Here is a 24,548-nt window from a genome sequence, read left to right on the forward strand (position 1 = left end):
CTTCGTACACTTAATGTGGTAAAGGGATTAAAAACACGAAACTGTCTTTCTACTAAATATAAACGAAATAACTAAAAAAACAAATGTTTACTTGAATCGGCAAAATTGTTATGTATAAAAATAACCTTCTTCAGCCACTGTCGGATGGCTGGAGAAGGTTATTTGGAATGGAAATGGGCCCATGCTTCGTGAATGCCGCCGGCAAATCCTTTTTTAGCACGGAAAATCATTGGATGTGCCTCGCTTTCCAGGAGTTCAGGCTGGGCATTGCCCACGATCACGGAAGGAAATCCGAGCGTCAGCATTTCCAAATCGTTTCCGGAATCTCCGGCTACAAGCAGGTTGGGGTCTTTGATATTGTATTTTTTCAAAATATATTGAAGAGCTTGGCCTTTGCCACTGCCTTTAGGGACAATGTCGACATCTTTGCCTCCGCTAAAGATAAGCTTATGAGGAATAGCGGAAACAGCCAATTTACGTTTGAATTCCTCCACGGGCTGAATTTCTGACACATAATAAGAGCAGCGGTTTTCCAAAATCATTGGCTGTTTCGTCAAACCGGGGATGGATGAAGCGAGTGCATCGATTTCGTCTGGCATCCAATTTTCTTTCATCCGCTTTTCCCATTCAAGGTCTTTCTCGAACTTTTCGCCAATATAGATGCTGGTGCCGACATCCGTAACTAAAATATCAGGAATCGGCAGGTTCTCAGTTTCAATGAGTGATAAAGCAGAATCGCAGTAACGGCCGGTAATATAAATCAAAGAAACATCGTAAACTTGTTCGTCATAGAACTTCAGTAATTGCTGCAAACTTTCTGGATCACCAACCAGCGTCCCGTCCAGGTCGGTTGCTAATATATGTTTTGCTTCCTTCATTCATAATCACCTCATACATTGATTTGACACGATTTGAAATAGAACTCCAGTCAAAATCGCGGTTGGCAATACGCACTGCCTGACGGCTAAGGCGTTCTACCAGTAACGTGTTCATTGATAGGACTTCCATTGCGATGGCAAGGTCTATTTCGTTTTTCGTCTCAACCAATAGCCCAGTAATTCCGTCCTGTACAACATTTTTTAATCCGCCTACATCAGAAGCGATAACCGGACTTCCACAAGCTTGTGCTTCAGCCGCTACCATGCCGAACGATTCGTAATAACTTGGTACGATCGTTGCGGTAGAGATATTGAACAGCAAGGCAAGCTGCGCTTGTGACTGCGGCCCTAAAAACTCTACATGCTCTTCAATTCCTTTGACCGCCGCACGCAATTTTTCGTCATATGGCAGACGAGTCGCAGGATCAATTGCATCTTCTTCCCCTCCGGCAATCAAGAGACGTGGAACAAAGCCGGTATTTCCTTTTTGCACAAGCAATTGAAAAGCTTCCAATAAAGTGAAGATGCCTTTCGTTTCTTCAAGTCTGCCGGCGAAAACAAAGAGGGGGGCGTCATAACCGGATTTTTTTCTTAGGTGAGTACGGATTCCACGCACTTTGAATGCTTGGTCAACCCCAATGGGGATCACTTTTATAGGAGAAGGTGAATCGACATTTTCCTGGATCAACTGTTTTTCGTTGTTGGTTGTAGCTAATATTTGGTCAGCGGCTTTTAAAATCGCTTTTTCCGCTTTTGCACGGCGTGCATCGCGGATGCCTGTCGCTTTTGCTTTTGCCCATCCTAAAGAATGTGAAGTATGGACAAATGGCAGACCGAATTCTTCTTTTAGCCTTTTTCCGATCAATCCGGATAGCCAATAATGCGTATGGACCATGTCATATGAAGAAAGGGAAAGGGTGCTTTTCAATTCTGCGTAGAATGAAGGAAGCATCGCAAACATTTCATCTTTTGATACAAATCCTTTGTGTCCTGCTTCTATGCGAATAACACGGCAAGCAGTTCCGAACTTTTCAATTCTTGGGGCTGAAGCATCGCACCAATGTGTGACAACATCTATTTGCCAACCTTTTTTTTCAAGGGCAAGAGCTAATTGTTTAACGTAATTATTTTGGCCGCCGGCTTGTTTCCCGCCTAGTTTGGCCAGTGGATCTCCGTGGTCAGAGATAAATAGCGCTTTTTTCATCATCGTGCTCATCTCCATTCCAGTATATTACAGTGTCTAAAAAAAACGAGACTGGACTATTTGTATACCCTTAGCCAGAATTATTGAAACATTTAATTTGTGATTATTTTTGAAGGGAGTTAGGAATAGAGGCTAGACCATAAAAAATCCCCTGATAGCAACGCTTTCAGGGGAGAGCGTTTATTGAGCTTTCGGCTGGTCTACAAACTTTCCGTATTTAGGGACAGCGACTTCCTGGAAATTATTCGCCAAGTTCACTAAACCTTTAGCCAAAGCAGCACCTCGCATTGGTTTTCCGTGTCCGGTTGCAGCGATGGATGGCCGCAATTCAACAAGTTTAACAACAGACTCCCATGCTGCACGCCAGTCTGGCGTCAGATAAACGGGGGGACCATGGACTTCTTTCTTTTGTGTCAGCACTTTATAAAGTGAATCCTGTTTGACGGTGACAAATGCGTCGCCAGCAAGCAGCACTCGCCCATATTCGCGGAAAAGAGATACATGGCCTTCTGTATGTCCGGGAGTGTGGATCCATTTCCAGCCCGGCATATGTGGAACTGTGCCATCTGTCGGCAGTTGGTGGAGATGCGCTGAAATATCGATTGCTTGATGCGGGAACTCCCAAGACATCTTAGCCACTGTTCCGCCATCTACTTTATAATCGGGTTCCGGATAATCCGTAATTCCTTTTAAATAAGAAAATTCGAGAGGATGTGCATAGACGGGAACTTTATGTGTTTCTAAAATGTCGATTAGGCCGCCGACATGATCAAAATGCCCGTGCGTTAAAATAATGGCTTTCAGCTTATGATCAGGGCCAAAACGATTTTCCGCTTCTTTTAAAATCCGGTGTGCTGAGCCTGGCATTCCGGCGTCGACCAGAACCCATTCGCTGCTGATAGCGGGGTTGCCGATAAAAAAGACATTGGCTATTTGGATCGTGTAGCAGTAAACGCCTGGAACGACTTCAATGCCTGATCCATCTTTGATTGAAGTTACCGGTAATACTTTTTCAGTTGAAGAACTTCTCTCCATACAGATTCCTCCTTCGGGTTTCCTCATATCATTTCTATATACTGCTTTACCCCAAAACTAAATTTCCAATCACTGCCCGGGTGCTTTAAGAGGGGCTATATTTGAGTAAAGGCTTTATCTCCAGTAAAATGAAGGTACAAAAATATAGGAACTGGGTGTTATGCATGAATTCAATAATTATTATCGGCTCGGGCATTTTAGGTGCTTCTGTTGCTTATCACGCAGCAAAATCCGGAGCGGATGTTACATTGATCGACCGGGAGGATGTCGGACAAGCGACCGGTGTGGCAGCCGGCATTGTCTGTCCCTGGATTTCACAGCGCAGAAATAAAGCATGGTATGGACTGGCTAAAAGCGGAGCGGCTTACTATCCGGATTTAATTTCCGAATTGGAGCAGCTCGGGGAAAAAGATACAGGCTATAAACAAGTCGGGATCGTCAGCATCCACGAGGAAAGCAAGCTCGATAAAATGGAAGAAAAAGCGTATGAACGCCGGGAAGACGCCCCGGAAATGGGCGAAATCTGCCGGCTTTCTCCTGTGCAGACCAAAGAATTATTTCCTTATGCCTCCGATGAATATGGATCGCTTTTTGTCAGCGGCGCAGCACGCGTGGAAGGACATGCAGTAAGAGATGCTTTGATCCGGGCAGCCTTGAAGCTGGGAGCGAAAAAAGTCAGCGGCAACGCCCGGTTCATCGTAGAAGAAGAAAAAGTTGTCGGTGTCCAGACGGAAACAAAAGAATTTTTTGCTGACAGCATCGTTTCAGCTGGAGGTGCTTGGGCTGCTGAATTATTTGAGCCCTTGGGCCTGGCACTTGACATCGTTCCTCAAAAAGCCCAGATTCTCCACATGCATGTAGAAAGTGATTCGATCATCGATTGGCCGGTCGCCATGGTGCCATTTGGTTTGTATGTCGTTCCTTTTTCAGGAGGGCGAATTATGGCAGGGGCAACGCATGAGAACGATGCTGGATTTGATACGAAGCTGACGGCAGGCGGAATCCACCATATTCTTGATAAGACTTTGGACGCCATCCCAGGGCTGGCAGCTGCCGAAGTTACTGGAGCAGGAACAGGATTCAGACCATCCACACAAAGTGCTTTGCCGGTAATCGGACAAGTTCCGGGACATCCGAATATATTTATGGCAAACGGCCTTGGTTCTTCAGGATTGACGGCAGGGCCGTATTTGGGAAGAGAATTAGCAAAGCTGGCGATGGGGCAACCTATTGACATTGATTTGAGTCTTTATAAGATAGACGAAGTGTTTCGGGAAAAGTAGGAAGGGGAGAAGCTCGTGTATTGGTGCAAAATCGCTCGGACACAATTCGAGTTTGATGAAATTGCTAAATTGAATTACGAAACGTTTGTGGAAGAAATCCCACAGCATGAGACGGATCCTTCCGGTACACGAGTAGACCCATTCCATGAACAGAATACGTATTTGATTGTTTTGGCGGATACTGCCATTGTCGGAATGATTGCCCTTCGAGAGGAGCGGCCTTTTTCGCTGGACAAGAAAATCGGTCCAGTGGAAAACTTCCTTCCGGACGTTGAAAAGATGTGCGAAATCCGGTTAATGGCTGTCCGGAAAGCCCATCGCAACGGACGTGTATTTTTCCTGCTTGCCCGTGCATTGTCCGATTATTGCTATGAGCGAGGCTACGGAGCTGCTGTTATTTCCGGAACCACGCGCCAATTAAAGCTCTATGAACAGATTGGATTCCGCGCTTTTGCGGAACCGGTCGGACAAGGAGAAGCTGTATTTATACCGATGGTGACTACGCGTAAACAGTATGGACAATCCGTTGCTTCACGGCTGCAGACCAAAAGGAAATTATTTCACCCAGGGCCAGTACATCTTACTAAAGAACTGGCTGCCCCTTTTACAGAAGAATCCGTCTCACACAGATCATCGACATTCCAAGCCCTTTATGAAGATGTAAAGGACCGGCTTGTGAAACTGGGAGAGTCTTTGCCGCATTTATTAGTTGGCAGCGGCACATTGGCGAATGAAGCCATGATCGCCCAGTTGAAAAAGGAACCAGCAAAAGGCCTGATTCTGGTGAACGGTGAATTTGGCAACAGGCTGAAAGGGCAGGCTGCAAGATGGCAGCTGGATTTTGAAGTCCTGGAAGCAGAATGGGGCCAATCTTTTTCAATGGAGAAACTTAGCGATGAATTGGAACATGGAGAATATGGCTGGATGTTGATGGTCCATGGGGAGACCTCTACTGGCATGCTGAATGATTTGGATGCGGTCGCCGATTTATGCGAAATCTACAAAGTGAAACTATGCGTTGATGCTGTCAGCAGTTTCGGAGCCGTCTCTTTTTCTTTGAAAAAGGTGTGGCTGGCGACAGCGGTAAGCGGAAAAGCGATTGGTACGATGACTGGGATTGCCGTCGTTTTTTCCCATCATGAAATCGAATCAGATCCTGCACTTCCTGCTTATCTTGATTTGGGATTGTATGAAAATAAGGTACCGTTCACCTTATCCTATCCCTTGTTGAAAAGCTTCAAGCAAGCGCTTGAAGCTTATCCCGAAAGATATTCGCTTTTAAGCGGACGCTTTGAAATTTTGAAAAGCTCCACACGGGATTGGCCATATTTAACGGCAGATTACCCGGTGCTGCTGACATTTAAAGCAGAAGCGGAATTTGAGCATTTTCCGCTCGATGCCCATCTGTCAGGCTATGAACTGCATGCCAAAAGCACTTACTTAAAGGACCGGAATTTATTTCAAGTGTCCTGCATCCAGCCTGATTTTGAACAGGACTGGCAGATGTTCATGAAATTTCAAGAAGCTTATAGCAGGTATCATCTTACATAAAAGCCTGCCAATCGGAGGGTTTTCTATTTGGATACATCGAGGATAAACTTTTATATGGCAAATCCGGCATCAGTTCAACGTTTTCTTTGGGGATTTTAGCATGCTTAAGTGATAAGTCGCACGGACAGTGAAGATATTCTGGAAAGAAGCTCATCCGAAACTGAACCTTAGTGTTCGAGATAGATTCATGATGGGAAATGGTAAAAATTAAATAAGTTTGTTTCAATAATGAACCAACAATCAGCGAGGAACGAAAAAATCTGCTGATTGTTGGTTTTTCTTTATTTCTGTTCCAGGTTTAGGTTGCCAGACAAAGGGAAAAATCCCAGAGACATGAATAAATCAGAGAGGATGAAGCAGAATGGAAAAAGATAAACCGGAAAGCCTGCCGCCGCAGGAACAGGAACGCCAGCCGGGTTTTGAATCAGAAATGACGCCGCAACCTGAATTCACCGGCAATCTCGCTGGGAAAGCGCAGCGCCTCCCGGGCAAAACGGCTTTGATTACCGGAGGGGACAGTGGCATTGGCCGTGCAGTAGCCGTGGCATTTGCAAAAGAAGGGGCAGACGTGGCTATTGCTTATTTTGATGAACATGAAGATGCAGAAGAAACAAAACGGTACATTGAAAAAGAAGGAAGACGCTGCATCTTGATTGCAGGAGATATTGGCGATGAAGCGTTTTGCCAAGGAGCGGTGCAGCAGGTGATCGATGAATTCGGCAAGCTGGACATCCTGGTCAACAATGCGGCCGAGCAGCATTTGCAGGATTCGTTGAAAGACATTACGGCCGAACAATTGGAACGGACTTTCCGCACAAATGTGTTCGGCATGTTCCACCTGACAAAAGCGGCGCTGGACCATTTAAAGCCGGGAAGTTCGATTATCAATACCACTTCCATCACGGCGTTCCAAGGCATGCCGACGTTAATCGACTATTCTTCCACAAAAGGGGCCATTCTGTCATTCACGCGCGCTCTATCAGGTTCCCTTGCGGAACAAAATATCCGCGTCAATGCCGTAGCGCCGGGTCCGATCTGGACGCCGCTCATTCCGGCTTCGTTCCCGGCGGAACAAGTGGAAAGTTTCGGCAAGAATACGCCGCTCGGCCGCGCCGGCCAGCCGGATGAACTGGCACCGGGCTATGTTTACTTAGCATCCGATGATTCGTCTTACGTCACCGGACAAGTTCTGAACATCAATGGCGGTACGCCTATTTAATGAAAAAAAGAAAAAAGCAAGCGCTTCACGAAGAGGGGCTTGCTTTTTCACTGGTCCGCAAAGTTTTGGCGGAACTTTTATAAATCACGATCAACCCGATGCTGAACAAAGCCAGTGCACCGGAAAGATAATAAACCGATCCGGATTGCAGCGTCAATAACCATGTGAAAAACAGCGGTCCGATGATGCGGCCCATATTATCCATTGAGTAAGTCATGCCAGCGGCGGTACCGTACTTTCCACCAGACTCTTTTGAAGTCAGGGACACTAATACCGTCCGGGCAAGGGCGTTGCCGGCTGTGAAAATGCTGAGGGCAATCCCGGCGAAAATCAGGCTCGAAGTAAATGGCAATAAAAACAGCCCGGCTGCTGTAACGATTTGCGCACCGATGATCCATTTGGTTTCCGATCCGTCTTTCACGCGGCGAACGACGCCGCCTTGAATCGCTGCATCCACAAAACCGCTTGCCATAAAGAGATAGCCAAGCTGCAGCGGTGTAATTTCAATCTGGTCAATTTGGAATAGCTGGAACGTCGATTCCAAGCCCGCCAGCAGGAAAGTGACGGTAAACGAGAACAGGAATAAGTAACGGATCCGGTATTGCCAAAGCATGCTGGCGCCTTTTGGCAGCAGTTTCCGTTTGACCGCTTCACCATGGCGCTCCGGTTCTTTCAAGACGATGCCGGCATAGACCATCAGCAGCAAGACGAGAACGGCTGACGCGGTAAATGGCAGGGAAAGAGAAATTGCGCCAAGCAAACCGCCGATTGCCGGGCCGAAAATAAAGCCGAGGCCGATTGACATGCCGAGCAAACCCATGTATTTATTGCGTTCTTCAGATGTTGTAATATCGGCCACGTAGCCGGTCACTGCTGTGTATAGGGCGCCGGAAAACAAGCCGCCGATGATACGGGATAAATACAGCAAAATCAGATGATCCAGAAACAGCGAGAACAAAAAGAAACTGAGGCTGAATCCGGCCAAGCCGATTAAAATCAGTTTTTTGCGGCCGGTACTATCGGATAAACGGCCCCAAAGCGGTGCTGTAAAAAAAGAAGCAAGGGCATAAATGGTAATGAGTCCGCCAACATGAATATCTGCATAGCCTTGCTGGACAATAACTTCCGGCAATACCGGTATGATAATGCCGAAGCCCAAGTAAACAAAAAATTGAACTGACATCAGCAGTAGAATGGTTTTTTTCATAATGAAATTTCCTGCTTTCTAAAAAGACTATGGTGCCATTTTACCCCTGTTGAAGGAGAACGACAATGAAGGAAATGAAACGAATCTTTACGGTCTTCTATAAAAGAGGGTGCTGGTGTTTTCCGGAGTATGATTGACATGAAACCTTAAGGTGTTATATTATTTTAAATGAAACCAAATGGTGCTATTTTATTTTAGAGGAGAATGATCATGGAACCGATTAATCAAGCAATGCTGGAAGATATTAAACATGTCATCATAATTGATGCCCCTGTCCAAAAGGTATGGGATTTCGTAGCCACTTCAGAAGGAATCGCTTCCTGGTTTATGCCGAACGATTTTCAGCCTGAAGAAGAAAATGAATTTCATCTCCAATCCCCGTTCGGTCCATCGCCCTGCAAAGTGACCGAATTTGATCCGCCCAATCGCCTTTCGTTTACATGGGATACTGAAGGTTGGATTGTTTCGTTTCTTTTAACGGAAATCGAAGGCAAAACGGAATTTACCCTTATCCACGGAGGATGGAAGCATCCTGAAGCTATTCTTCCAAAAGCAAACGAGAAAAGCTTTATTATACGTGATCGGATGGATCATGGCTGGGAAGGGATTGTTAGAACATTGAACGAAAAGGTGGTTGAAGCTTAATTGTCTTTAACAGCTAAAAAGTATGATGTCTTTCAAGCGATTGCAGATCCAACGCGGAGAGAAGTGCTTCACTTATTATCTAGAGGGGAATTGGCTATTTCGGCTATTAGCTCTCATTTTCCTATCAGCCGAACAGCAATTGTGAAACACCTTCATATCTTAGCGGAAGCCGAGTTGATCAGCGGACGAAAAGAAGGCAGGGAAAAAATCTATAGCCTGCAGCCGGAGTCCTTTGAAGAGTTAAAACAGTGGCTGTCGTATTTTGACCAATTCTGGCACAACAAGCTATCGATTCTCAAGCACGTAGTCGAGAATGAGGAAGAAAATAAAACCATAAGAAAACGGCCGACTGAATGAGTCGGCCGTTTTCCAGGCTGTCGAGAAACTTTCGACAGCTTTTTTCATTTCGCTCCAGGTGGGGCGCTTTCCGCGGACATGGCTTCAGCCGCTTCCTTCGCTTTGCTCAGTCCAGGGTCTTCAGCTCATGTTATTTCCGCTGGAGTCGCCCACCTTCCGCTGCATTCAGCTCTCTATTGTCACTTTTAGAGATTCTCTGGAATAGGGAGCTGATTCGGAAAGCACTTTAATGTTTGTACCCATCCCCTAGATATGGAGCCAACCGGCGGAGACGCCTGCGGGATAGCGAGACAGCCGAGACCCTGCAGGAGCGTAAGCGACGAAGCGGCTTGGCGCTCGCCCGCGGCAAGCGCAGCTGGTTGGCGGAATATCGGTTAAGGAATGGCCACTAATACAAATTTAAACATTCTCAACAAGCGGAGAAATACTTTTATTAATTTTTCCTTCATCCTGAAAAAATTTACAATTTTTTCACTTTGTCATCAAAATGAAAAGTTTAAATCTCGCAAAAGATGGTATTATATGCATAGACACAGAAAAGTCAACTATTTAACTTTATAGATGAAACTGGCACCAGTTCAAAACGTCAATAACAGTATGAATAATATAAAGAGGTGATCTGGATGGCGAAAGACGTTGAAATTCGCAAAATTGTTTCCAATCTATCGAAACTGGGAATCCAAGCAAATATCACAAAATCTCGTGTGGAATTATTAAAAGCACTGGCTTTGCCCCAAACACCGCAAATACAATAATAGATGCAAAAACTCCGACGCCAAGCGTCGGAGTTTTTTAATCAACTTCTTTATCGTTGCCGAACATATAAGTTCGGTGATGGAATTTCATGCTGAAAACAATTCCGATGGCCAGCATATTTCCGATCAAGGAACTTCCTCCGTAACTGATGAATGGAAGCGGAATACCGGTAATCGGCAAGAGCTGGATGGTCATTCCGATGTTTTGGAAGACATGGAATGTAATCATCGCGATGATTCCGGCACAAACATAAGTGCTGAATGTATCTTTCAGTTGCAAAGTAATCTTAGTTAAATGGTAAATCAGCATGAAGAATAAAATAATGACTGCGCTGGCCCCGACAAATCCAAAATCTTCCGAAATGACCGTGAAGATAAAATCCGTATGATTTTCAGGCACATACACTTGTCTTCCTTGATAACCTTTCCCGAACACTTCCCCTGATCCGATTGCATTCATGGCGGCAATCAGGTTATAGCCTGCTCCGTCTGCGTAAGCATACGGATCCAGCCATGTATAAATTCGGGCAAATGCATAAGGCTGGATGCCGAAAGTATCTGTTAGAAACTCTTGCATATTGACTGCCATCCAAAGCAGCGTAACGCCAATAAGCGTCACACCGCCAAAACTTGGCAAAATGATTTTCCAGGAAATTCCGGCGACTACGATAATGGCTAATGTAATAGCGATAAAAACTAATGCTGTGCCCAAGTCAGGCTGTTGAAGGATAAACAACAGCGGGATAAGCAGCAAAAAAATGATTTTTCCCAATAGAAATAAATCTGTCTTTATCGTTTTTAATGGAAGTTTCTCATGATGGGAAGAAATCATTTTAGCCAAAGCCAATATATAGAAGGTCTTCATAAATTCAGCAGGCTGGAGATTAACGAAAGGTGTGTGGAACCAAGCTTTAGCGCCGTTGACCCGCTGGCCAATCTGGCCTACTCCTTCAGGGGCAATCATCAAAGCCATCAAAAGCAGTATTCCAATACCGTATAGATAATAAGACATTTTTTTATATTGTTCTGGATCAAAGTACATAAGTACTGCAATCATGCAGACCGAAATAAAATAAAAAAGCCCTTGCCGTGGCACGAAATTCGTCAAATATTGTCCGGAGGTCTGTGCTGAAGAAATAGCGATTAAAGAGACCACGAAAAATAAAAATAATATAAAAGCGAGCGGCCAATCGATGCGATCGGTTATGCTCTTGTTTGTTTGCATTTGCGTTCACCTGTACTTTTTTAGTATTGAGAGTTGTTTTACATTATAGCGTATTCTTATAGAATGTGCCTATACCAAAAGTAATGACGCAAATAGAGCAAGGATGTTTCATATTTCATGAGAATGGTCGTATAATATAAAAAGGAGATTGGAGTGGGGGATATGGTCAAAAAACCGTTGAACGCGGATTATTATATACAGCATTTATACATCTATTTAAATGACGCTGATCAGTTTGCTCTTTTCAGCGGGTTGACCTTTGCTCAATTTCTGGACGCCATGAAAATGCCCAAAAACCTTTTGCTGCTTAAACATCCGTATGAAGATGCCTCGTTTAATATGCATACTTATATGGAATTTGTCAGCCAGGACGAGTTTGCGCAGCTTCGGAAAGCGCTTCTAAATAAAAAAAGTGAATTTTGCTGGATTGATTTCAAAAGTGAAAGACAATTGAATTCTCTGACTCCCCAAGAACAGGCTGAGCTTTTATACATCGGCCATAAAAAAGAAACAGTACGGCCGCCGTTTTATGCAGCGTTGCAAAATGAATTCGTCTACTTATCAAGTGAAGAAGAACAGACGACTAAAATTTACTTCCGGCATTTGGAGCGGTTGAACGAGCTTGTGGGCAATTACTTTACCCAGGCAATCCGCAAAGAAGCGAATGGACAAAACTTTTGGCGGCGGAAGTCAAAAGATTTAATTCCGGAATTGCCTTATGAAATTCTGTCTTCATTAAAAAATGATTACCGGGAAGGTGCCTTGATTTCGCTGGCTGACCCGGAAAAAACGAAGAACACCATTGAACTGCATATTCGTTCAGTAGAGGAAATTTCTTTCCTTGATGAGTTTTGGTCGGACATCCAGGATTACACAAAACAGGAAGTTGACCGAAAAATCATCTTTGACCGCAAATCGAAGCAATGGAAATAATACTCGGAAACGAGTGTTATTTTTTTTGCCATTAAATTTCATTAAATAATGTTGCGGCTATCTTGCTAGCCAAGCGCAGAAATACGCGGCTCAACAGCATAATTTCAGTGCTGCATGCGTAAATTTCTGTGTCGCTGGCCGGAAAAAATTTTTCGTCTTTCCCGGTTCGTGATAAACTAAGCATTATGCGAAACGAAATCATTAAAATGAAAAGCACCGAAAGTTTCGGGACTGGACATTAGCGGAGGTTTAAGGGATGAAAAAACGAGTTGGTTTATTATATGGAGGCAAGTCGGCAGAGCACGAAGTATCGCTTTCCACTGCCCATGCGGTTACACAAGCATTAAATTTCGAGAAATATGAAATACATCCAATCTATATCACGCAAGAAGGTGAATGGAAAAAAGGTACGATGCTTGAAGGGCCGACTGAAACAACCGAGCAGCTTCAATTGTCGGATGGAACGGACAATCCGAATGATATTTCAGGATTCCTTCCTGCAGAAGCTGGACAAGGCCTTGAAGTGATTATTCCGTTATTGCACGGACCGAACGGAGAAGACGGCACGGTCCAGGGAATGCTTGAAGTGATGAATTTGCCTTATGTCGGCAATGGCGTTTTGGCTTCTGCTGCAGGGATGGATAAAGTCGTGATGAAGCAGCTGTTTGAAATTGCGGGATTGAAACAAACGCCTTACGTATATTTTATTCGGCAAGATTGGCAGAAAAACCAAAGTTTTTGGGTAAACAAAGTAGCAGCCGAGCTGAAGTGGCCGGTTTTTGTGAAACCTGCGAATTTGGGCTCGAGTGTTGGCATAAGCAAAGCGGATAATGAACAGGAATTGGTCGCAGCAGTTGAAGAGGCGCTGAAATTCGACCGCAAGATTGTGGTGGAACAAGGCGTTACGGCACGCGAAATCGAAATCGGGGTATTGGGGAATGACATCCCGGAATGTTCGGTAGCCGGGGAGATCAAACCGCTGAAAGCATTTTATGACTACGAAGCGAAGTACAAAGACGGCAATACCGCGATGATTATTCCGGCTGAACTCGATGAAGACGTATACGCAGAACTTGTAGCTGCTGCTAAAAAAGCGTTTAAAATACTGGACTGCTCAGGACTGGTCCGCGCTGATTTTTTTGTCACGGCTTCTAATGAGATTTTGATCAATGAAGTGAATACATTGCCAGGCTTTACTCCGTACAGCATGTTCCCGCTGCTTTGGGAAAATACAGGGCTGCCGTATCCGGAATTGATTGAGCGTTTGATTGCTCTGGCGATTGAGCGGTATGAAGAAAAGCAATTGCTGCAAGTAAAAATAGATTGAGTGGAGAAGTTTAATGAAAAAACCTATAGAACAACTGGCTAAATGGCTGGATATAAAAACAAGTTTAAAAGGAATTGAAGTTACGGGCGTTTCGATCAATACGAGAACGCTGAAGCCAGGAGATTTATTTATTCCGTTTCGCGGAGAAAACGTCAATGGGCATAAATATGTCCGCCAGGCTTTTGAAGCAGGGGCAGCCGCCTCGCTGTGGCAGCGGGATGAGCCGGATCCGCCTCAAGATTTGCCTTTGTTGATCGTTGATGATCCGAAAACCGCTTTGCAGGAAATGGCGAGAGCATACCGCAATGAGTTGTCGACGTTGGTGGTTGGCATCACGGGATCAAATGGCAAGACATCAACAAAGGATTTAGTGGCGAGCGTTTTAAAGCCGTATTTCAAAGTGCAAAAAACGCAAGGCAATTATAATAATGAAATCGGACTGCCATTGACGATTTTATCGCTTGATGAAGACACCAAGTTTGCAGTGCTGGAAATGGGCATGAGCGGCTTTGGTGAAATTGAATTTTTATCTGAGCTGGCCCGTCCAGATTATGCCATCATCACCAATATCGGCGAAGCCCATATGCAGGATCTCGGCTCCCGCGAAGGAATTGCCAAAGCGAAATTTGAAATTACGGCAGGGCTGGAAAGCCATGGCAAATTATTCTACGATGGCGACGAGCCTTTGCTTGTGCCTTTTGTCGAGAATTTTCCGCAGGCGGTATCATTCGGTTTTGACACTAACAACGAATTGGCCGTTACGGATATTAAAGCAACAGAAAATGGCAGCAGTTTCCAAGTGAGCGGCATTATCGATGCAGCGTTCACGATTCCGGTACTCGGAGAACACCAAGTGAAAAATACCTTATCGGCGATTTTGGTCGCTCTTGAAGCCGGCTTGACGGAAGAAGATATCCGCCGGTCGCTGAAAGATGCGGCATTAACCGATATGCGCATGCAAATCGTCCATGCGGAAAGCGGCGCTACATTTATTAACGATGCTTATAATGCAGCCCCTTCTTCAACGAAGGCAGCACTAAACTTTCTTCGTGAAACGACGATGAAAGAAGACAAATGGCTCGTTCTGGGCGATATGCTGGAACTGGGCGAAAACGAACGGGAATATCATGAAACGCTCGAAACATCCATATCGGATAATATCGCAGGTGTTTGCTTGTTCGGTCCGCGTATGAAATGGCTCTACGAAAAAATGAAAGACTCCTATAAAGGCGAATTGATATGGAGTGAAAAAGAATATGCCCCAATCATCAATTTTTTAAAGGAAAAGATTACAGCAGAGTCGCTTATCCTTGTTAAAGGATCACGCGGCATGGCGCTTGAGCGGGTCATCGAGCCTTTTATCAAGCTTTAACAGCCGTTAACTCAACGACAATCAATGGAGGATTTTTATCTCTGCTGATTGTTGTTTCTTTATATTTTAAAATGAAAGCAGGGGAAGCCGCTTGAAGACAGGAGTTTTGTGCATTCACGGCTTTACAGGCGGGCCTTATGAGGTTCAGCCATTTGCCGACTTTATTGAAAAGCAGACAGATTGGATCGTCAAAGTGCCGACACTTCCGGGACACGGGGAAACCTTGAGCCTTCGGAGAATGAAGGCAGAGCATTGGATGATGGAAGCGGAACTGGCATTGCGGGAATTGAAAAAAGAGGCAGACCGCATCATTATTGTCGGGTTTTCGATGGGCGGGTTGATTGCGATGTACTTAGCATTGCGCTATAAAGTGGACCGGCTGGTGCTGCTCAGCGCAGCTGCCAAATACATCAGCGCTAAGCAGCTTCTGGAAGAAATCAAAGAAACCATGGCAGATGCAGTGAAAAGGAAGCTTAAAGATAATGAGTTTTTTCAGCAGTATAAATATAAATTGACGCACACGCCTATATTTTCTACAGCTGAATTTCTGAAAGTGCTCAAGATGATTGAACCTTATTACCAGCAAATAAAAGTGCCTGTTTGCATTGTTCAAGGAAGAAAAGATGGGATTGTTCCGGTTTCTTCTGCTGACCACATCTATAACAATGTAGGTTCTGACGAGAAACACATCATCCATTCCGATTCGGGCAAGCACTTGATTTGCTACAGCGATGATTGCGACGATTGGTTTATGAAGGTTCTCGGATTTATGAAAAAGGGCGCAGAGTAAACTGATTATTGGAACCTTTGCGTATTGATTGCAAGTACTTGGAAATCATGTTATTCTAATGAAAGCAATGGATACATTTTTGGAACGCTCTTCTCTGTGAAGAGTATTTTTTTGAGCAAAACGGTTTGTTCTACTTATTGGGCATCAAAACCCGCCGATCAGACCGCTCGGCAACGCCCGAGCTTTTTCTGTTCACACATCCCCTCTGACTTAAAACTACAGAGTATGATTTTCGACGTGAAACTTCCTCATAAAGGCTCGACTTTGTCACGATTTCATCTAAAATGTACACCATTTGTAAATAAGATGAAGACAAAAGGAGATTGAAAACATTTGGTAAAATTTTCAGAGTTAAATATTAGCGAAACAACTTTAAAGTCCGTAAAACGTATGGGATTTGAAGAAGCAACACCGATTCAAGAAGGTACGATCCGTCTAGGTATGGAAGGCAAGGACATTATCGGACAAGCCCAAACGGGAACTGGTAAAACAACTGCATTCGGTATTCCGTTGATTGAAAAAATCGACACTAAAGATGGCAACGTACAAGGATTGGTTATTGCGCCAACTCGCGAATTAGCAATACAGGTTTCAGAAGAGTTGTACAGACTGGGCCAAGATAAAAACGTGCGCATTCTTTCAGTATACGGTGGCCAAGAAATTAGCCGCCAAATCCGTGCACTTAAAAACCGCCCACAAATCATCGTTGGTACACCAGGACGCCTTTTGGACCATATCAACCGCCGTACGCTTAAATTGGATAATGTAAACACATTGATCCTGGACGAAGCAGACGAAATGTTGAACATGGGCTTCATCGAAGACATCCAAACAATCATGTCAAGTGTTCCTGACACTCGCCAGACATTGTTGTTCTCAGCGACTATGCCGGATGCTATCCGCCGCATCGCAGAGAAATTCATGAAGACTCCAGAAATCGTTAAAATCAAATCAAAAGAAATGACTGTTGAGAATATTGAGCAGTTCTACGTTAAATCGGTAGAGCGTGAAAAATTCGATATCCTTTCACGCCTTTTGAACGTACAACAACCAGAACTTGCAATCATCTTCGGCCGTACAAAACGCCGGGTTGACGAATTGGCACATGCTTTGAATATCCGCGGCTACGTAGCTGAAGGAATTCACGGCGACTTGAGCCAAGCGAAACGTATGTCTGTGTTGAAGCAATTCAAAGCAGGTAAAATCGACATTTTGGTTGCCACTGATGTAGCAGCTCGCGGACTTGATATCTCAGGCGTATCACACGTATACAACTTTGATATTCCACAAGATCCTGAAAGCTATGTCCACCGTATCGGCCGTACTGGCCGTGCAGGTAAAAAAGGAGTTGCAGTCACGTTTGTAACACCACGTGAAATGAGCTACTTGGCCATCGTTGAAAGAACAACTAAGAAAAAAATGGAAGCTTTGATTCCTCCAACTGCTGATGAGGCTGTACTTGGCCAAAAACGCGTTGCAATGGAACAATTGCAAGAAATGACTGAGAAAAACAACTTGGGCGACTACCGCGTATTTGCGAAAGAAATGCTTGAGAAGTTTGACGCTGTCGATTTGATTGCAGCAGCTCTTAAAACAATGACAAAAGAGCCGGAAGATGTACCGGTTTCTATTTCAGAAGAACGCCCGTTGCCATCTCGCGGAGGCGGCGGTTATAAAGGCAAAGGCGGACGCAGCAGTGGAGGCGGCGGTTATAAAGGCAGCCGTTCTACAGGTTCAGGCCGTCCATCTTCAAGCCGTTCAGGTTCAAGCGCTGGCGCTGGCCGCCGACGTGAAGGCGCAGCAAGCAGCACTGGCGGACGTCCAGGACGCACTCGCCGCCACGAATCGTAAGAAAAGCGGAAGTGCCCGTGTAGATTCGACGGGCATAACATGCTTCATAATAGAAGGCGGATACGAAACAGGAAACTGTTTTCGTATCCGCCTTTTTTGCTTGGCTGTTATCAGGTACAATTAAGTCAAACGCATTACAGCTTGAATTGTATAAGAAAGCAGGAAACGCGAATGGAGAGAAGCGAATGGAACATCAACCGAAAAACCAGATTTCCAGAAAAGGGCTAACGGTTTGGCGATTGTACGGTACAATCCAAACCGCAATAATTGCTGTTTTTATTATCGGAGTGGGTGTGTTCACTTACTTTTTTGATTGGCCCCAGTGGCTGTACGCCCTTTATGCTGGAATCATTATTGCATTCGGAGTTTTGCTGATTTATTTATTTCCGAAAATTCGCTGGGAGCGCTGGCGCTATGAAGTGCGGGAGCAGGAAATTGAATTGCAGCATGGCTTATTCATCGTAAGGCGAACTTTGGTTCCAATGGTAAGAGTGCAGCATGTTGATACAGAGCAAGGACCGATTTTGAGAAAATACGATTTAGCCGAAATCTCAATCTCCACAGCTGCTACAACGCATATAATTCCCGCACTTGTCACGGCGGAGGCAGATGAGTTGAGAGCGAGAATTTCTGTGCTGGCAAGGGTGGCGGAAGACGATGTCTGAAACTTACTACAAACTGCATCCTGTTTCTGCGCTTATTAACTTCATCAAAGGGCTAAAAGAGCTGATTGTTCCTTTTCTTGTTGTTTTTGGGGTTAATCTTTTCCGGGACGGTGGAATCAGCTCAATGTTCAACCAAGGCTGGCAAGGATTGCTTCCGGTGCTGATTGGGTCGGTGGTGCTGGTATTTGTGCTGGTTGCTGGAATCATCAAATGGAAACGTTTTGTGTATTGGTTTGAAGACGGGGAGCTGCGCATTGAATACGGATTATTCATCAAGAAAAAGCGCTATATCCCATTTGACCGGATCCAGAGCCTGAATTATACCGAAGGGATATTCCACCGGCCGCTTGGCTTAGTGAAAGTAAAAGTGGAAACTGCCGGTTCCGGGAAAGCCGGACAGGCAGAAGCGGAATTGACGGCTATTTCCCGGGAAGATGCGGACCGGATCGAGCGGAAAATGGAAGAAGCGAAACGCGGTATTTGGAGAGAAGCCGAGGAAAACCCAGATATAGCGGTTGTGGAAGAACCGCAATTAGAAGAGAAGAAAGAAACCAAGACACTTTACCGGATGACGATGAAAGAACTGCTGGTTCTGGCCACTACGTCGGGCGGAATTGGAGTAGTACTGTCAGCGACAGCTGTCTTCTTTTCCCAGTTTTCCGAGTTGATTCCTTATGATGCGATTTATGAAGAAGTCATGCTGTTCCTGCGATTCGGCTATTTAATAGTGGCATTAGTGATTTTTATTGGGCTTTTGATTGCCTGGGTTATCTCGGTCATATTAACAATTTTCGCGAACTATCATTTCACGATTCAAACGGATGAAGAACATATTTACCTGACTAGGGGATTGCTTGAGAAAAAGAAAGTTTCCGTACCTTTTAAACGGGTGCAGGGAATAAAAATCTCACAAAATCCTTTGCGGGAATTATTCGGTTATGCGACTGTGACGGTAGAAAGCGCAGGAGGTTCCATTGGGGACAAAGATGAAAAAATCCGGTTGTTCCCGCTCGCTAAAAAATCGGCTATACTGCCGGTCCTGCAAGAATTGTTTCCAGAAATGGAATGGGAAGCGGAATTGACAAAAGCTCCAAAACGCAGCGTCCATTTTTATTATCGGCTCGATCTTATTTGGCTCGTGCCTCTCATTGCCGCTATAGGATACTTTTTCTACCCTTATGGTCTTTTCGCCCTGCTAATTGTGCCGGTCATCATATTGCTGGGAGTTTGGCAGCACCGGACAGCCGGCTATGCCTTGTCTGGGAAACAATTGACCATGCAATTCCGGGGAATCAGCAAGCACACTTCTTATATGATGAAAAGACGGATACAGGCAGTCGATATCACGCAAAGTTTTTTTCAGCGGCGCAGAAGCCTTGCCTCTATTCAATCAACCATCAAATCGGGGATGATGGGTGCAGTTGCTCGAATCGACCATATGGAAAAAGAAGATGCCAGCCGAATTTTGGCTTGGTATGAACCATCTGACCAAAAAGCCGCCGATCATGAAAAAAGGCAGCCGGAATTGTTTTCCGGCTGACCCTTTCTTTGTGTCTGGAATCCAGCGCTGTTGTTATTTCCTTTTCTTCCAGCTGACAATCCGTTTCGGATGGAAATAGCTGAGCCCAATCAGGAAACCAGTAATCATTCCAGCAATATGCGCGGTTGCATTGACGTTTGGCGTCAGGAAAGTCATGATTATACTGATAACGATAATCGGGAGTATGATTTGTCTAAGCTGAGGGAGTGCCCGGCGTCCATAATACAATAAAGCCGCGAAAGCTCCGAAGATGCCGAAGATTGCTCCGCTCGCGCCGACATGCAAGTAATCCAGCGGCTGCAGAAAATATGTGACAAGTGTACCAAAAAATCCTGACAATACATAAATGGTGATGAACCGGACTTTCCCGGTAAGCCTTTCAAGTTCCGGCCCGAATAAAAATAAAGAAAACATATTAAAGAGCAAGTGCATAATTCCGCCATGCAAAAACATCGGCGTGAAAAACCTCCACCATTCTCCTGCGTTAATCAAAAAATTAGAGCCGACACCAAAACTGAAAATCTGTCCTCCGAGTACCGGAATCCAGGTGAGGATATGCACCAGTAGATTGAGTGCGATCAAAGTCGACACGACAGGATACAACCGTAAATATTGGGAGAAGCTTTCTGTACGAATAAACATTTTGTCACCTCTATTTCATACATGTTATTATACCTGTTTAGTGTTTGCGATTGAAAGGAGAAACAATTATGATTATTGGAATCGGTTTGGATATAGTTGAACTTCATCGCATCCAGAAGCTTGACAGCCGGTCCTCCAAATTCCGCGAGCGTATTTTAACCGAACGGGAACTTGCTGAATATGCAGTGCTGTCGGAGAAACGGCGAGTGGAATTTCTGGCTGGCCGTTTTGCGGCAAAAGAGGCTTTTTCCAAAGCCAATGGCACGGGCATCGGTGAGTTTTGTTCGTTTGAAGACATTGAAATACGAAAAGATGAAAAAGGCAAGCCGAGTATTTATTTTCGGCAGCAGGAAATTGGACTCGTTTCTATTACACATACAAAAGAATACGCGGCAGCACAAGTTCTTTTGCAATCTTAAAAGTAAGTGGGGATATTAAATGACAGAACATTATCGGCCAACAAAAGCAGTTATTGATTTAAGTGCTATCGAAAAAAACCTGGTTTCTTTTCGCGAACGCAGCAACGGCGCTGAAGTAATAGCAGTAATAAAAGCGGATGCCTATGGACACGGGGCAAAAGAAATAGCACAGCGAGCGGTAGAGACAGGTGTCAATTTTTTGGCGGTCGCCACTCCTGATGAAGCACTATACCTCCGGGACCACGGCTTTAAAACAAAAATTTTGGTAATGGGCGCTACTCCAGCAGCCTTTCTTCCAGTCGCACAAAAAGAAGAAATTGAGGTTGCAGCCATTTCACTGGAATGGCTGGCAATGGCAGCCGCTTCTATAGAGCCGGGTCTTCCGCCGTTAAAAATCCATTTGAAAGTCGACACAGGGATGAGACGGGTAGGAGTAGCTACAGAAGAAGCGAAAGAAGCCATTGATTTCATTAAGCGGCAGCCGTTTGAATTTGCCGGCATCTTTACGCATTTTGCTACGGCTGATGAGGAAGTGGGCGCATTATTCCAGCAGCAAGTACGTGAAATGAAAGCCGTTGTTGAACAAGTGGACGACCCTCATGTAATGGTCCATGTTTCGAATAGCGCAGCGGCGATTATGCATCCGGACTTGGCGTATGATGCTGTGCGGGTGGGCATTTCCCTATACGGCATTGCCCCTTCTCCATATGTCGAACAAGAAATGCCTTTTCAGCTGTTTCCGGCGCTAAGCTTGGAAACGGAAATTGTTCACGTGAAAAAAGTGAAGGCAGGAGAAACTTTAAGCTACGGTGCAACTTACCGCTGTGAAAAAGACGAATGGATTGCGACGCTTCCCATCGGCTATGCTGATGGCATGTTGCGCGGGTTGCAAGGCCAGGATGTGTTGATCCGCGGGGAACGGATGCCGGTTGTCGGACGCATATGCATGGATCAGTGCATGGTCCGCCTGAAGGAACAGCTGCCAGTCGGAGAAAAAGTGCAGCTGATCGGACGGCAGGGAAATGAGCAGATCCGCATTGATGAGTGGGCAGAGAAACTGGGCACTATCCCATATGAAGTGCCTTGCATTTTAACCAAAAGAATCCCGCGTTTGTACTATTAAACGCTCTGATTCCCAAAAGGCCCTTTTCACCGCATCGCTTCAATGTTAAGATGAAGGGGTGAGAAAAGAGAAGTAGGGTATTATCGGAGGTGTCGGCTGTGTACGAGAAGTCAAAGACAAAAAAAGTGGTAGTAAAACTGCCTAAACAACTGTTATCAGAGTTGACTACTCATTCAGATGAACAAATTCAAGAGCGCGGTGACTATGTTTATGTTTCCACGCAACGGGTAATAAAAAGTGTATACGATTCACATCATATTCGAGAAGCAATGATCAAGGGCTACGTGGAGATGTCACAAATCAATTTATCAATCGCTTGTGAATGTTCTCATGCCGAGTACGAAGCGGAGCACACGACCGTGCGACTTGTAAGCGGAGGGTGACAATTTGATTGTAAAACGTGGTGACGTTTTTTTTGCAGAACTTTCACCGGTTGTCGGGTCTGAGCAAGGAGGGACCCGTCCTGTATTGGTGATTCAAAATGATATAGGGAATCGGTTCAGTCCAACTGTTATCATAGCAGCGATTACTGCACAGATCCAAAAAGCGAAATTACCGACTCACGTTGAAATCAATGCTAAAAAATATGGTTTTGAACGTGATTCGGTCATCTTGCTTGAACAATTGCGGACTATTGATAAATCGCGTTTGACTGACAAAATTACCCAGCTTGATGACGAGTTGATGGAAAAAGTAGATGAAGCTCTGGAAATCAGTGTTGGCCTCGTAAAGTTTTAAGCATACATACTCCTAAAACACTTGAAGTGCTTTACTTCAAGTGTTTTTTTAATGCTGAAAAGAGAAACTAAGGCGTCAGCCGATAAAATAGATGTGAAAAAAATGGTTTTCCGATACAATAAAAGATAGAGTATATAAAAACCAATACGTAATGTGAGTTTTATGGTGGTACAGGGAGGGTTCTAAAAAACAATGAATAAAAAAATGGCCGGCTATATTCAGGAAAATTCCACGGAAATTATATCGAGATGGCAAGAACTGATGAAGAACGAAAAAGACGAACGTTCTTTTCAAGTAATGCCCACAGATTTGATGAACCAAACAAGCAAGGAATTTGCAGATTTAATGTTATCGAATTTATTGGAGAGCCATCAGGCATACGAAAACCGCTTAAACGATTTTGCGGAAAAAGTGGTGCGCCTCGGCTGGTCCGTTACCTTTGTAACGAAAGCGATCAATCATTTTTCGGAAGTTGTATTCGAAGGAATGGAAGAAAAGGGAATAATCACGAAAGAGAACTTCCGGGATTTCTATAGAGAGTTCAATAACTGGATTATACCGATTCGGGACAGCACCATTGATACATATTCAAAAACATGGGAACGTACTGTTAGCCTGCAGAAAATTGCGCTGCAGGAACTTTCTGCGTCGCTTATTCCTGTATTTGATAAAGTATCCGTTATGCCGCTTGTCGGAACGATTGATACGGAGCGGGCAAAACTAATAATGGAAAACTTGCTTGAAGGTGTTGTAAAACATCGCGCCGAAGTCGTGCTGCTGGATATTACCGGCGTTCCGGTTGTCGATACAATGGTTGCGCATCATATTATTCAGGCGGCAGATGCGGTGCGTTTAGTAGGAGCGAAATGTATGCTGGTTGGAATTCGGCCGGAAATTGCACAGACAATCGTGACACTCGGCATCAACTTAAATGAGTTTACAACTACTAGTACATTGCAGCGTGGAGTAGAACAAGCATTGGCTTGGACAAATCGCCAAATCGTGGAGGTTGAAGAATAATGAATTTTCGAATTCCAATTTTAAAACTGAGGGATACATTAATCGTCTCTATTCAATGGGAACTTGATGATCAGACTGCAATTCAATTTCAAGAGGATCTGTTGACCAAATTGCACGAAACAAGTGCGCGTGGAGTGGTTATTGATTTAACGTCAATCGATTTCATCGATTCATTTATCGCAAAAGTCCTGGGAGACGTCATTAGTATGTCAAGTCTAATGGGAGCGCGGGTGGTTATTACGGGTATCCAACCAGCAGTGGCTATCACTTTAATCGAATTAGGAATTCGGCTTGAAGATGTTATGACAGCACTGGATTTAGAAAATGGTCTGGATAAACTTCAACTGGAATTGGAGGCTTAAAAATGAGCAACCAGTCTTCGGTGGAAATATTGACGGAATGGGATATTGTTGCCGCAAGGCAGCTCGGGCGCAATGTTGCGAAAGAGCTGGGTTTTGGCACAGTAGATCAGGCTCGTATAACTACTGCTATCAGCGAGCTTGCTCGTAATATATACCTCTATGCAGGACAAGGAAGAATTGAAATCCAGCAGCTTATGGAAAACGGAGTGAAAGGGATATTGATTATTGCGGCAGACCAGGGGCCAGGAATTCCAGACGTACGAAAAGTTATGGAAGATGGTTTCTCGACTTCAGGCGGATTAGGAGCAGGCCTACCAGGAGTCAAACGCTTAATGGACGAATTTAAAATTGAAACGATCCCGGGTGAAGGGACGGATATAAGAGCTACAAAATGGCTTCGATAGGGG

General features: G+C 44.7%; 26 protein-coding genes. 20 read left to right on the plus strand and 6 right to left on the minus strand.

All coding sequences use genetic code 11. The features are described from left to right. Window positions 1-158 precede the first annotated feature (158 nt). From ACSFXN_RS14490 to ACSFXN_RS14500, 3 genes are all read right to left on the minus strand, one after another. The gene (locus tag ACSFXN_RS14490) at window positions 159-878 is read right to left on the minus strand and encodes an HAD-IIB family hydrolase (RefSeq protein WP_437150792.1); all 720 of its coding nucleotides are present in this window, start codon (window positions 876-878) and stop codon (window positions 159-161) included. Beyond that, entirely contained in the window at window positions 823-2,085 is a 1,263-nt protein-coding gene (locus ACSFXN_RS14495) for a glycosyltransferase (RefSeq protein WP_437150793.1), read from the minus strand. Before ACSFXN_RS14495 ends, ACSFXN_RS14490 begins: the two co-directional genes overlap by 56 nt. Before the next feature lie 177 nt (window positions 2,086-2,262). Beyond that, the gene (locus tag ACSFXN_RS14500) at window positions 2,263-3,117 is read right to left on the minus strand and encodes an MBL fold metallo-hydrolase (RefSeq protein WP_437150794.1); all 855 of its coding nucleotides are present in this window, start codon (window positions 3,115-3,117) and stop codon (window positions 2,263-2,265) included. 164 nt (window positions 3,118-3,281) lie between these two features. On the opposite strand from ACSFXN_RS14500, the gene ACSFXN_RS14505 reads away from it, so the two are divergent. The 3 genes from ACSFXN_RS14505 (at window position 3,282) to ACSFXN_RS14515 (ending at window position 7,170) form a co-directional block, all read left to right on the plus strand. Then, complete coding sequence (locus tag ACSFXN_RS14505; protein WP_437150795.1) at window positions 3,282-4,400, plus strand: NAD(P)/FAD-dependent oxidoreductase; 1,119 nt, start codon at window positions 3,282-3,284, stop codon at window positions 4,398-4,400. A gap of 15 nt (window positions 4,401-4,415) precedes the next feature. Beyond that, window positions 4,416-5,951 (plus strand): GNAT family N-acetyltransferase, encoded by a 1,536-nt coding sequence (locus ACSFXN_RS14510; protein ID WP_437150796.1) that lies wholly within the window; start codon window positions 4,416-4,418, stop codon window positions 5,949-5,951. A gap of 361 nt (window positions 5,952-6,312) precedes the next feature. Further along, window positions 6,313-7,170 carry an SDR family oxidoreductase gene (locus ACSFXN_RS14515; RefSeq protein ID WP_437150797.1) on the plus strand — a complete coding sequence of 286 codons (858 nt, stop codon included), beginning with the start codon at window positions 6,313-6,315 and terminating at the stop codon, window positions 7,168-7,170. Window positions 7,171-7,195: 25 nt separating this feature from the next. Here ACSFXN_RS14515 and ACSFXN_RS14520 read toward each other — a convergent pair whose 3' ends face one another. Beyond that, complete coding sequence (locus ACSFXN_RS14520) at window positions 7,196-8,377, minus strand: MFS transporter (protein WP_437150798.1); 1,182 nt, start codon at window positions 8,375-8,377, stop codon at window positions 7,196-7,198. Window positions 8,378-8,587: 210 nt separating this feature from the next. Between ACSFXN_RS14520 and ACSFXN_RS14525 the strand changes: the two genes are divergently transcribed. From ACSFXN_RS14525 to ACSFXN_RS14535, 3 genes are all read left to right on the plus strand, one after another. Continuing rightward, window positions 8,588-9,022 carry an SRPBCC family protein gene (locus ACSFXN_RS14525; protein ID WP_437150799.1) on the plus strand — a complete coding sequence of 145 codons (435 nt, stop codon included), beginning with the start codon at window positions 8,588-8,590 and terminating at the stop codon, window positions 9,020-9,022. Then, on the plus strand, window positions 9,023-9,379 hold the full coding sequence (locus ACSFXN_RS14530; RefSeq protein WP_437150800.1) for an ArsR/SmtB family transcription factor: 357 nt from the start codon (window positions 9,023-9,025) through the stop codon (window positions 9,377-9,379). It begins immediately after the preceding gene. A gap of 623 nt (window positions 9,380-10,002) precedes the next feature. Continuing rightward, window positions 10,003-10,134 (plus strand): Lmo0850 family protein, encoded by a 132-nt coding sequence (locus tag ACSFXN_RS14535; protein ID WP_300991318.1) that lies wholly within the window; start codon window positions 10,003-10,005, stop codon window positions 10,132-10,134. 37 nt (window positions 10,135-10,171) lie between these two features. On the opposite strand, the gene ACSFXN_RS14540 is transcribed toward ACSFXN_RS14535, so the two are convergent. Next, the gene (locus ACSFXN_RS14540) at window positions 10,172-11,359 is read right to left on the minus strand and encodes an FtsW/RodA/SpoVE family cell cycle protein (protein WP_437150801.1); all 1,188 of its coding nucleotides are present in this window, start codon (window positions 11,357-11,359) and stop codon (window positions 10,172-10,174) included. A 162-nt stretch (window positions 11,360-11,521) separates the two neighbouring features. On the opposite strand from ACSFXN_RS14540, the gene ACSFXN_RS14545 reads away from it, so the two are divergent. The 7 genes from ACSFXN_RS14545 (at window position 11,522) to ACSFXN_RS14575 (ending at window position 19,837) form a co-directional block, all read left to right on the plus strand. Next, window positions 11,522-12,292, plus strand: coding sequence for a hypothetical protein (locus ACSFXN_RS14545; protein ID WP_437150802.1), 771 nt, complete (start codon window positions 11,522-11,524; stop codon window positions 12,290-12,292). A gap of 256 nt (window positions 12,293-12,548) precedes the next feature. Next, the gene (locus ACSFXN_RS14550) at window positions 12,549-13,619 is read left to right on the plus strand and encodes a D-alanine--D-alanine ligase (protein WP_437150803.1); all 1,071 of its coding nucleotides are present in this window, start codon (window positions 12,549-12,551) and stop codon (window positions 13,617-13,619) included. 13 nt (window positions 13,620-13,632) lie between these two features. After that, on the plus strand, window positions 13,633-14,991 hold the full coding sequence (locus ACSFXN_RS14555; protein WP_437150804.1) for a UDP-N-acetylmuramoyl-tripeptide--D-alanyl-D-alanine ligase: 1,359 nt from the start codon (window positions 13,633-13,635) through the stop codon (window positions 14,989-14,991). 91 nt (window positions 14,992-15,082) lie between these two features. After that, entirely contained in the window at window positions 15,083-15,781 is a 699-nt protein-coding gene (locus tag ACSFXN_RS14560; RefSeq protein WP_437150805.1) for an alpha/beta hydrolase, read from the plus strand. 333 nt (window positions 15,782-16,114) lie between these two features. Continuing rightward, the gene (locus tag ACSFXN_RS14565; protein ID WP_437150806.1) at window positions 16,115-17,632 is read left to right on the plus strand and encodes a DEAD/DEAH box helicase; all 1,518 of its coding nucleotides are present in this window, start codon (window positions 16,115-16,117) and stop codon (window positions 17,630-17,632) included. Window positions 17,633-17,817: 185 nt separating this feature from the next. Continuing rightward, on the plus strand, window positions 17,818-18,297 hold the full coding sequence (locus ACSFXN_RS14570; protein ID WP_437150807.1) for a PH domain-containing protein: 480 nt from the start codon (window positions 17,818-17,820) through the stop codon (window positions 18,295-18,297). Then, the gene (locus ACSFXN_RS14575) at window positions 18,290-19,837 is read left to right on the plus strand and encodes a PH domain-containing protein (protein ID WP_437150808.1); all 1,548 of its coding nucleotides are present in this window, start codon (window positions 18,290-18,292) and stop codon (window positions 19,835-19,837) included. The genes ACSFXN_RS14570 and ACSFXN_RS14575 overlap by 8 nt, the downstream gene beginning before the upstream one ends. Window positions 19,838-19,870: 33 nt before the next feature. On the opposite strand, the gene ACSFXN_RS14580 is transcribed toward ACSFXN_RS14575, so the two are convergent. Continuing rightward, window positions 19,871-20,479, minus strand: coding sequence for a rhomboid family intramembrane serine protease (locus ACSFXN_RS14580; RefSeq protein WP_300991326.1), 609 nt, complete (start codon window positions 20,477-20,479; stop codon window positions 19,871-19,873). A 68-nt stretch (window positions 20,480-20,547) separates the two neighbouring features. Between ACSFXN_RS14580 and acpS the strand changes: the two genes are divergently transcribed. From acpS to ACSFXN_RS14615, 7 genes are all read left to right on the plus strand, one after another. Beyond that, entirely contained in the window at window positions 20,548-20,898 is a 351-nt protein-coding gene (gene acpS / locus ACSFXN_RS14585; RefSeq protein ID WP_437150809.1) for a holo-ACP synthase, read from the plus strand. A gap of 19 nt (window positions 20,899-20,917) precedes the next feature. After that, the gene (gene alr / locus ACSFXN_RS14590; protein ID WP_437150810.1) at window positions 20,918-22,021 is read left to right on the plus strand and encodes an alanine racemase; all 1,104 of its coding nucleotides are present in this window, start codon (window positions 20,918-20,920) and stop codon (window positions 22,019-22,021) included. Between the two features lie 98 nt (window positions 22,022-22,119). Next, window positions 22,120-22,404 carry a transcriptional regulator gene (locus ACSFXN_RS14595; protein ID WP_436837177.1) on the plus strand — a complete coding sequence of 95 codons (285 nt, stop codon included), beginning with the start codon at window positions 22,120-22,122 and terminating at the stop codon, window positions 22,402-22,404. Between the two features lie 4 nt (window positions 22,405-22,408). Next, a complete protein-coding gene (locus tag ACSFXN_RS14600) occupies window positions 22,409-22,759 on the plus strand; it encodes a type II toxin-antitoxin system PemK/MazF family toxin (protein WP_036807373.1) in 351 nt (116 codons plus the stop codon). 192 nt (window positions 22,760-22,951) lie between these two features. Beyond that, on the plus strand, window positions 22,952-23,779 hold the full coding sequence (locus tag ACSFXN_RS14605) for an RsbT co-antagonist protein RsbRA (protein WP_437150811.1): 828 nt from the start codon (window positions 22,952-22,954) through the stop codon (window positions 23,777-23,779). Continuing rightward, on the plus strand, window positions 23,779-24,141 hold the full coding sequence (locus tag ACSFXN_RS14610) for an STAS domain-containing protein (RefSeq protein ID WP_036807366.1): 363 nt from the start codon (window positions 23,779-23,781) through the stop codon (window positions 24,139-24,141). Before ACSFXN_RS14605 ends, ACSFXN_RS14610 begins: the two co-directional genes overlap by 1 nt. A gap of 2 nt (window positions 24,142-24,143) precedes the next feature. Further along, the gene (locus ACSFXN_RS14615; RefSeq protein ID WP_437150812.1) at window positions 24,144-24,545 is read left to right on the plus strand and encodes an anti-sigma regulatory factor; all 402 of its coding nucleotides are present in this window, start codon (window positions 24,144-24,146) and stop codon (window positions 24,543-24,545) included. Window positions 24,546-24,548 lie beyond the last annotated feature (3 nt).

Origin of the sequence: Planococcus sp. 1R117A, assembly GCF_051417975.1 — a bacterium.
GTDB classification, from domain to species: Bacteria; Bacillota; Bacilli; order Bacillales_A; family Planococcaceae; genus Planococcus; species Planococcus shenhongbingii.

Coding starts and splice junctions, on each gene's coding strand:
- ACSFXN_RS14490 (WP_437150792.1), bottom strand. CDS start 878: ATGAAGGAAGCAAAACATATATTAGCAACCGACCTGGACGGGACGCTG.
- ACSFXN_RS14495 (WP_437150793.1), bottom strand. CDS start 2,085: ATGATGAAAAAAGCGCTATTTATCTCTGACCACGGAGATCCACTGGCC.
- ACSFXN_RS14500 (WP_437150794.1), bottom strand. CDS start 3,117: ATGGAGAGAAGTTCTTCAACTGAAAAAGTATTACCGGTAACTTCAATC.
- ACSFXN_RS14505 (WP_437150795.1), top strand. CDS start 3,282: ATGAATTCAATAATTATTATCGGCTCGGGCATTTTAGGTGCTTCTGTT.
- ACSFXN_RS14515 (WP_437150797.1), top strand. CDS start 6,313: ATGGAAAAAGATAAACCGGAAAGCCTGCCGCCGCAGGAACAGGAACGC.
- ACSFXN_RS14520 (WP_437150798.1), bottom strand. CDS start 8,377: ATGAAAAAAACCATTCTACTGCTGATGTCAGTTCAATTTTTTGTTTAC.
- ACSFXN_RS14525 (WP_437150799.1), top strand. CDS start 8,588: ATGGAACCGATTAATCAAGCAATGCTGGAAGATATTAAACATGTCATC.
- ACSFXN_RS14535 (WP_300991318.1), top strand. CDS start 10,003: ATGGCGAAAGACGTTGAAATTCGCAAAATTGTTTCCAATCTATCGAAA.
- ACSFXN_RS14540 (WP_437150801.1), bottom strand. CDS start 11,359: ATGCAAACAAACAAGAGCATAACCGATCGCATCGATTGGCCGCTCGCT.
- ACSFXN_RS14545 (WP_437150802.1), top strand. CDS start 11,522: ATGGTCAAAAAACCGTTGAACGCGGATTATTATATACAGCATTTATAC.
- ACSFXN_RS14550 (WP_437150803.1), top strand. CDS start 12,549: ATGAAAAAACGAGTTGGTTTATTATATGGAGGCAAGTCGGCAGAGCAC.
- ACSFXN_RS14555 (WP_437150804.1), top strand. CDS start 13,633: ATGAAAAAACCTATAGAACAACTGGCTAAATGGCTGGATATAAAAACA.
- ACSFXN_RS14570 (WP_437150807.1), top strand. CDS start 17,818: ATGGAACATCAACCGAAAAACCAGATTTCCAGAAAAGGGCTAACGGTT.
- ACSFXN_RS14575 (WP_437150808.1), top strand. CDS start 18,290: ATGTCTGAAACTTACTACAAACTGCATCCTGTTTCTGCGCTTATTAAC.
- ACSFXN_RS14580 (WP_300991326.1), bottom strand. CDS start 20,479: ATGTTTATTCGTACAGAAAGCTTCTCCCAATATTTACGGTTGTATCCT.
- acpS (WP_437150809.1), top strand. CDS start 20,548: ATGATTATTGGAATCGGTTTGGATATAGTTGAACTTCATCGCATCCAG.
- alr (WP_437150810.1), top strand. CDS start 20,918: ATGACAGAACATTATCGGCCAACAAAAGCAGTTATTGATTTAAGTGCT.
- ACSFXN_RS14605 (WP_437150811.1), top strand. CDS start 22,952: ATGAATAAAAAAATGGCCGGCTATATTCAGGAAAATTCCACGGAAATT.
- ACSFXN_RS14610 (WP_036807366.1), top strand. CDS start 23,779: ATGAATTTTCGAATTCCAATTTTAAAACTGAGGGATACATTAATCGTC.
- ACSFXN_RS14615 (WP_437150812.1), top strand. CDS start 24,144: ATGAGCAACCAGTCTTCGGTGGAAATATTGACGGAATGGGATATTGTT.